The 7,080-nt window shown below is 69.6% G+C and carries 8 protein-coding genes; 5 read left to right on the forward strand and 3 right to left on the reverse strand.

The annotated features are described in order from the left end of the window. Positions 1 to 248 precede the first annotated feature (248 nt). Genes ACFR9S_RS03890 through ACFR9S_RS03900 form a run of 3 tightly spaced genes read left to right on the forward strand, consistent with a single transcriptional unit; the run spans position 249 to position 2,502 of the window. The gene (locus ACFR9S_RS03890; RefSeq protein WP_379730986.1) at positions 249 to 956 is read left to right on the forward strand and encodes a helix-turn-helix domain-containing protein; all 708 of its coding nucleotides are present in this window, start codon (positions 249 to 251) and stop codon (positions 954 to 956) included. A gap of 49 nt (positions 957 to 1,005) precedes the next feature. Further along, complete coding sequence (locus ACFR9S_RS03895) at positions 1,006 to 1,665, forward strand: HVO_0476 family zinc finger protein (RefSeq protein ID WP_379730987.1); 660 nt, start codon at positions 1,006 to 1,008, stop codon at positions 1,663 to 1,665. A gap of 39 nt (positions 1,666 to 1,704) precedes the next feature. Beyond that, positions 1,705 to 2,502: a class I SAM-dependent methyltransferase gene (locus ACFR9S_RS03900; RefSeq protein ID WP_379730988.1), complete on the forward strand. Its 798-nt coding sequence runs from the start codon at positions 1,705 to 1,707 to the stop codon at positions 2,500 to 2,502. Positions 2,503 to 2,520: 18 nt separating this feature from the next. Here the strand turns inward: ACFR9S_RS03900 and ACFR9S_RS03905 are convergent, their stop codons facing one another. From ACFR9S_RS03905 to ACFR9S_RS03915, 3 genes are all read right to left on the reverse strand, one after another. After that, positions 2,521 to 2,886, reverse strand: a complete 366-nt coding sequence (locus ACFR9S_RS03905) for a DUF5830 family protein (protein ID WP_379730989.1) — start codon at positions 2,884 to 2,886, stop codon at positions 2,521 to 2,523. A gap of 154 nt (positions 2,887 to 3,040) precedes the next feature. Then, a complete protein-coding gene (locus ACFR9S_RS03910; RefSeq protein ID WP_379818102.1) occupies positions 3,041 to 4,141 on the reverse strand; it encodes a pyridoxal phosphate-dependent aminotransferase in 1,101 nt (366 codons plus the stop codon). 499 nt (positions 4,142 to 4,640) lie between these two features. Beyond that, the gene (locus ACFR9S_RS03915; protein ID WP_379732385.1) at positions 4,641 to 5,123 is read right to left on the reverse strand and encodes a hypothetical protein; all 483 of its coding nucleotides are present in this window, start codon (positions 5,121 to 5,123) and stop codon (positions 4,641 to 4,643) included. A gap of 127 nt (positions 5,124 to 5,250) precedes the next feature. Between ACFR9S_RS03915 and gatD the strand changes: the two genes are divergently transcribed. After that, entirely contained in the window at positions 5,251 to 6,522 is a 1,272-nt protein-coding gene (gene gatD / locus ACFR9S_RS03920) for a Glu-tRNA(Gln) amidotransferase subunit GatD (RefSeq protein WP_379732386.1), read from the forward strand. Next, on the forward strand, positions 6,513 to 7,080 hold a 568-nt coding region (locus tag ACFR9S_RS03925), incomplete at its 3' end, for a GNAT family N-acetyltransferase (RefSeq protein WP_379818103.1). The genes gatD and ACFR9S_RS03925, both read left to right, overlap by 10 nt.

The following is a 7,080-nucleotide window of genomic DNA, read 5'->3' on the forward strand; positions in this document are numbered from 1 at the left end:
CTGTGGGCTGTGCTGTCGGGTGGGACTGAAAGGGGCTGTCGGCTCGACGAACCCGGACGACGCAAGCACCGCAGGCGAGCAACGCGAGCCGAGGAGCGCAGCGAGTCCCGGGAGTCGAGCCGACAGGGGCTTTCGGGGTGTTGCTGATCCAGCTAGTAGATCACGAGAGAGTAAGACAACTCGAAGATATGTTGCCGAAGCGGAATCGCTCCGATACGCCTTTCTCAGTGCCCCACCCACCCCAAGCCGTGACCGAGAACGCAGAGCGCCGACTCGCCCGCCGGATCGCCGGCGAAGTGGTCATCTCCGACGATCCCGGCGCGACGCTGCGGAAGTGGCGCACCGACTTCGAGGTGTCCCAGACGGCGCTGGCCGAGGAACTCGGCGTCTCCTCGTCGGTCGTCTCGGACTACGAGAGCGGCCGCCGGGAGAGCCCGGGGATCGGCGTCGTCCGGCGGCTCGTGGAGGGGCTGCTCGCGATCGACGCCGCCCGCGGCGGCGCGCACATCCGCCAGTACGCGCGGGTGGTGACCGCGGGGTTCGAGAGCGACATCGTGCTCGACCTCCGGGAGTACACCCGCGCGGTGCCGATGGCCGAGTTCTACGAGGCCACCGGCGCGACCGAACTCGCCGACGGCGGCGCCGAGCACGTCAACGGCCACACCGTAATCGACAGCATCGAGGCGATCACCCGCCTCTCCAGCGAGGAGTTCTACCGGCTCTACGGCGAATCGACCGACCGCGCGCTCGTGTTCACCGAGGTGACGCGCGGCGAGTCGCCGCTGGTGGCGCTGCGCGTGCTCACGCCGACGCCGAACGCGGTCGTGCTCCACGGAATCGAGCCTGAGGACGTGTGGGACCACGCGCCAGCGCTCGCGAAGCGGGACGGCTTCTCGCTCGCGGCGTCGACGAAGGATCTCGACGAGATGCTGGCGGACCTGCGGGCGCTGCCCTGATCGACCCGCGAAAACGCGGGCTTAAACCGCTCGAACGGGAACCACGGGTATGAGCGATTCAGCCGAGCGCGTCCCCCTCACCTGCCCGTCCTGCTCGCCCCACGAGCGGACGGTCCACGAGGTGCTGTCGCCGGGCGGGCAGTCGACGGTTCGCTGTACGGAGTGTGGCCACGTCCACAAGGAGACGATCGAGACGCCCGAGGAGGTCACTGTCGACGTGGTGGTCTCACAGGACGGCGACTCGTACAAGACTACCCTCGACGCCGAGAGCGAGCAGGAGATCGAGACCGGCGACGAGTTCGTCGTCGAGACCGAGGCGGCGATCCAGCAGGTCGAGGTCACGAGCATCGAGGTCGGCCCCGAGCGCCGCACCGAACACGCCGAGATGGACGAGGTCGAGACCGTCTGGACCCGCGTCGTCGACAACGTCGGCGTCAACGTCACCATCCACCCCAAGGAGGGCGACGGGCGCAACGAGCAGTCCCGCAGCACCAAGGTGTTCCTCCCGGGTGACTTCGAGTTCGTCGTCGGCGAGAGCTACGAGTTCGGCGACGACGAGTTCACGGTCGACAGCCTCCAGCTCCGTGACGCCGTCGCCGACGACTACCGCCACAAGAAGCTCGACCACGAGGGCGACCTCGCGTTCGCGAAGGACATCAAGCGGGTGTTCGGCCGCGACGAGCGGACCAGCGCCTGGTCGGCCTGGTAGCGGAAGCGATTTCTCCGACCCGTTCGGTCGTTCGTCCCCATGAGCGACGACGCCACCGACGACCCGGCGGCACGCTTCGAGACGACCGCCGAGCAGTACGCCGTCTACCGCCCGGAGTACGACGATCTGGCGATCGACCCCCTGCGCGAGCGGTTCCTCGACGGCACCGGCCGGCTGCTCGACCTCGGCTGTGGCACCGGCCGCCTCGGCGTCGCGCTGGCCCCACACGTCGCGGAGGTCGTCGGCGTCGATCCCAACGACGCGATGATCGAGCACGCTCGCGAGCGCGCGACCATCGTGGGTGCTGAGAACACCGAGTGGCGCGTCGGCAGCGATGCCGACCTGCCCACAATGGCCGACGAACTCGACCCGCTCCGGCTGACCGTGATGGGTCGATCGTTCCACTGGATGGATCAGGACCGGACGCTCGACACGCTGTACGACATCACCGAAGACGGTGGCGGCGTGGCTCTCCTGAGCGACACCGAGTGGCTGGCCCGCGGCACCGCCGACTGGCAGGATGCGGTGTACGAGGCCGTCACCGAGTTCCTCGACGATCCGCCCGAACGCACGGGACCCGTGGAGTACGAGGAGTCGTGGGGCGACCTGCTCAACGAACACGGGTTCGACGACGTCGAGGAGCACGTCGTCGAGGTCGAGCGCGAGTGGGACGCCGACGGCGTGGTCGGCTACCTGCTCTCGCTCTCGTTCTGCTCGCCCGCCGTGCTCGGCGACGACCGCGAGGCGTTCGAGAGCGCGGTTTGCGAGCGACTGAGCGAGTTCGACGAACCGTACGAGGAGGCGGCGACCGTCGACGTGATCGCCGGCGAACGGTAGCGTCGAACGGCGCCACGGCTACTCCCGGCCGAGCACTTTCCGCACGCAGGAGGGACCGAACGGTCCCAACTCCCCGCTCTCGAACTGGACGAAGTGACCCGTCGAGATGCTCGCGCCGCAGCGCCGGCAGTCGTAGTCGCCCTCGCGTTCGACCACCTCGCTCTCGAACCGGACGAACGTGCCGCCCGTCCGGGTGTGCAGCCGGCCGTCCTCGCGTTCGATCAGCCCGCGCTTCTCGGCGTCGTCGAGGATCTCCCGAGTGAGCGCGGGGCTGGTGGTGATCGCTTCCAGCCGGTCAATCGTCTCCGCCAGCGAGAGCTCCTCGTCCTCCAAGTGAGCGAGCAGTTCGAGGCCCAACTCCCGTTTCTCCTCGCGGGTCGACACGGGCGGGCGTTCTCGCCGGGGGCGCTTGAGCGTTGTGTGGCGGCGCCGACCCGTATTCGGTATCTCGAAATGCGGTTTATCGCCCGGTCTCGACGGTCGATCGGCCCGGAGAGCGCTATTGGCGAGACCGAAACCAAAGGCAGCGAGAAGGACGTTACGCGAAGAACTCCGCCAAGCGCTCGGCGGCCTCCTCGACACGCGGGGTCACGAGCGCGAAGCGGAGCCAGTCGTCGTACGCCTCGCCGAACCCCTCGCCGGGCATCCCGGCGACGCCGGCCTCGTCGATGAGTCGCTCGACGTTCGCCATCGTGCCCGGGTAGCCGTCGAAGCGGGCCATCACGTAGAACGCGCCGTCGGGCCGGGTGTACTCCGCGCCGGCGGCGTCGAGCGCGTCGGTGAACGTGTCGACGCGCTCGCGGATCAGTTCGCGGGCCGCCTCGTAGTAGGCGGCGTCGGCGCCCTCCAACCCACGGAGGACGGCGTGCTGCCCCGGCCGCGTGGTCGCGACGTTGACCAGCATGTGGCGGGCCTTCGCGTTCTCGGCGAGCCACTCCGGGAAGATCGCGTAGCCGACGCGGAAGCCCGTGATCGCGAGCGACTTCGAGAAGCCGGAGGTGACGATGCGGTTCTCGGAGTCGATCGTCAGCGCGGACTCGAAGGTGCCCGAGAGGTCGAAGTGGTCGTACACCTCGTCGACGACCGCGAGCGCGTCGTGCTCCTCACAGAGTCGGACGACCTCCTCGACGTTCGCGTGGTCGTACACCGCGCCGGTGGGGTTGTTCGGCGTGTTGAGCACCACGAGCGCGGTGTCGTCGCTGATCGCCTCGCGGTAGGCGTCGACGTCGAGGCTGCCGTCGCGGTTGGCGGGGACGAACGTCGGGTCGCCGCCGAGCATCCGCGCCTTCCCGGGGTAGTAGGGGTACACCGGATCGGTCAGCAGCACCTCGTCGCCGAGGTCGCGTTCGAGCGCGGCGGCCATCCCGAGGTAGTTCGCCTCGCCGGTGCCGTTGGTGATCACGACCCGCTCGGGGTCGACGCCCCGGCGGTCGGCGATCTCGGCTTTGAGCTCGGCGGTCCCGTCGCTTGGCGGGTACTGGAAGCGGTCGGGCTCGAACTCGGCGTACTCCCGCAGCCCCTCCCGGAGCGCCTCGGGCGGCTCCCAGTCGGGGTTGCCGCTGACCATGTCGACCACGTCGTGCTCGGCCTCGCCGACGTAGCCCATCACCTGGAAGAACTTCGGCTCCTCGTACTCCATGGGGGGTGGTGCGGGTGGCGGGGGTATGCCGTTTTCGGAGCAGGTAGTCGGTTTTTGGCTGGGTGGGTTTTGGGTCGGTGGCGAGGATGCCGGACCGGAGGGAGACACTGAGAGGCGGACGTTACCGCGGGGTTCGGTGTCCTGACCGCGAACAGGACCGCGGAGTGAGCATGGGCACTTGTGACTACACCGCCCCGCACAGCCCACACACCTCCCCAGCCGACTCGCGCTGACTCGCCCACGGAGGGGCTCGCGCTTCGCGCCGACAGCGACTGCAGTGCGGTAGCGGTGGACGGCGCGGGCCGGCAGCGGTCGCCGGCCCGCGGGGAGGGGTGGGGCTCGGTGCTGCGCCGGACCTCGTGTCCGGCGCACTGCGGTCACAAGGAGCCAACGATCGAACTGCTGTTGTAGTCGCTGTCCTGATACTCGCAGACCAAACAGTCGTCACCTACCCGAGAAACGGCCACTGCGCCGAAGATCACGTCCCGCCCACAACCGCCTACTCCTCGATCGACTTCGTCAGCCCGTCGCGGAGGTCCCGGCCGAAGTAGTACCCCAACACCGACCCGATCGCCCCGCTGCCGGCGCCGATCGCGCCCAGCGCCAGCCCGTACTGCTGGAGCCAGTCGACGCCGATCGGGAGGAACACGCCGCTGAACACCTGCGTCACCGCCAGCACCGCCGCGACGGCCGCGCCAGCGACGGCGACTTCGAGGTACTGTCGGTGGGAGCGAACCGCACCGAGGAGGAACGTCGCCGCGAACACGCCGACGATCCGGCCGATCGTCCCCAAGAACGGGACGAACCCGCCGATCGCGCCGCCGACGGCGACGCCCGCGACGACGACCGCGAGCGCGAGCAGGAACCCGCGGATCGAGAAGACGCGACCGACGCGCCGCCGGACGCCGGCGATCCGACCGCCGTCGCTCGACGACTCCGCTTCGGCGGTCGTCTCGTCGTCGCGTTCGAGGGAGCGCTGCATGGGTCGACGTGAGGCGCCCGAGGCCATGGTTCTTGCGCCGCCTCGGCGCCGCGTCCGACCGGGAGCCGGCGGGCCGTCCACCGCCCGAAAAGGCAGTTTGAAGTCCGGCCGTCGGAAAGTTTCGCCCATGAACCCAGGGGACCGCGTCCGCGTCGATCACGACGGCGCGACCGACGAGGGCGTGCTGATGCCCACGACCGACGAGGAGCATCTCGTACTCAAACTCGACGGCGGCTACAACGTCGGCATCGCCCGGGAGGACGCCGACGTCGAGGTGGTCGAGTCCGACGTGTACGACATCGAGGAGAGCGAGGCCGGGGGCGGCGAGGCCTCCGAGATCGAGTTCGACGACGACCTGCCGACGGTCGCGCTCGTCTCGACCGGCGGCACCATCGCCTCCACCGTCGACTACCGCACCGGCGCCGTCACCGCACGCTTCGACGCCGAGGACGTGCTGCGGGCCGTCCCCGAACTCGCGGGGCGGGCGAACTACCGCGGCCGGGTCGTCGCCGACATCCTGAGCGAGAACATGGAGCCGAGCATCTGGCAGGATCTCGCCGACGCCGTGAAGGAGGAGATCGAGGCCGGTGCCGACGGCGTGGTCGTGATGCACGGCACCGACACGATGCAGTTCTCCGCGGCCGCGCTCTCCTACATGCTCGATACGCCGGTCCCGATCGTGTTCACGGGCAGCCAGCGCTCGGCGGACCGCCCCTCCTCGGACAACGTGATGAACGCGGTCTGTGCCGTCGAGGCGGCGACCGCCGACGCCGCCGAGGTGATGGTCTGCATGCACGCCACCCCCTCCGACGACGACTGCGCGCTCCACCGCGGCACGCGCGTCCGGAAGAACCACACCTCCCGGCGCGACGCCTTCGAGACTGTCGGCGGCGAGCCGATGGGAACCGTCGACTACGAGGCAGCGAAAGACGGTCAGGGCGACGCCGCGGGCGTCTCCTTCCACGACGACCACACCGAGCGCGGCGAGGACGAACTCGCGATCCACCCCGACCTCGCGACCGACGTGGAACTGGTGAAGCCGACGCCGGGGATGGACCCGGCCGCGTGGGACTACCTCGACGGGAAGGACGGCGTGATCGTCGAGGGCACCGGGCTGGGCCACGTCCACACCGACCTCATCCCGCGTCTCGAAGAGTTGGTCGAGGACGGCACCGTCGTCGCGATGACGTCCCAGTGTATCGAGGGGCGTGTCTGTGACCGCGTGTACGACACCGGGCGGGACCTGCTCGACGCCGGCGTCGTGGAGTCGGGCGACACGCTCCCCGGCACCGCGAAGGTGAAGCTGATGTGGGCGCTCGCGAACACCGAGAACCCCGCGGACGCGATGGGCCGGGATCTGGAAGGCGAACTCACCGAAGAGTCCCAGCCATGGACGTGACCGCCGGAAGCGAGTACGCCGACGACGACGAGATCGTGGTCCGGGAGGCCGTCCCCGGCGACTACCCCGCGGTCGCCGCGTTCACCGCGAACACCTGGGAGAGCGGCGACTACATCCCCGACGCGTTCCCGCGGTGGATGGAGTCCGACGACCCAGACACCCGGACGTTCGTCGCGGTCGATACGACCGACTCGCCGCCGGCACCCGAGGACGTTGATGCCGTCGATCCTGACGACGTGGCTGAACTGGCCGACGACCGCGCAGTGGGCATCTGTCAGGCGGTCGGCCTCAGCGAGCACGAGGGGTGGATGCAGGCGATGCGGGTCGACCCCGAGTACCGCGGCCGGGGGCTATCGCGGGCGCTGAACGACGCCGGCTTCCACTGGCTCCACGAGACGGGCCGGCGCGTGGCGCGGAACATGGTGTTCTCGTGGAACACCGGCGGCCTCGGCGCTTCGCGGTTCAACGGCTTCGACCCCGGCACCGAGTTCCGGTGGGTCCAGCCCGACCCGGACCCGGAAGCGACCGCACGGACCGACGCCGCCGAGGAGATCGACG

It is taken from the genome of Halolamina salina (genome assembly GCF_042678005.1).
Classification (GTDB): Archaea; Halobacteriota; Halobacteria; order Halobacteriales; family Haloferacaceae; genus Halolamina; species Halolamina salina.

What these genes read in the sequence shown, in the direction of transcription:
- ACFR9S_RS03895 (WP_379730987.1), top strand. Translation starts at nt 1,006, where the DNA reads ATGAGCGATTCAGCCGAGCGCGTCCCCCTCACCTGCCCGTCCTGCTCG.
- ACFR9S_RS03900 (WP_379730988.1), top strand. Translation starts at nt 1,705, where the DNA reads ATGAGCGACGACGCCACCGACGACCCGGCGGCACGCTTCGAGACGACC.
- ACFR9S_RS03910 (WP_379818102.1), bottom strand. Translation starts at nt 4,141, where the DNA reads ATGGAGTACGAGGAGCCGAAGTTCTTCCAGGTGATGGGCTACGTCGGC.
- ACFR9S_RS03915 (WP_379732385.1), bottom strand. Translation starts at nt 5,123, where the DNA reads ATGCAGCGCTCCCTCGAACGCGACGACGAGACGACCGCCGAAGCGGAG.
- gatD (WP_379732386.1), top strand. Translation starts at nt 5,251, where the DNA reads ATGAACCCAGGGGACCGCGTCCGCGTCGATCACGACGGCGCGACCGAC.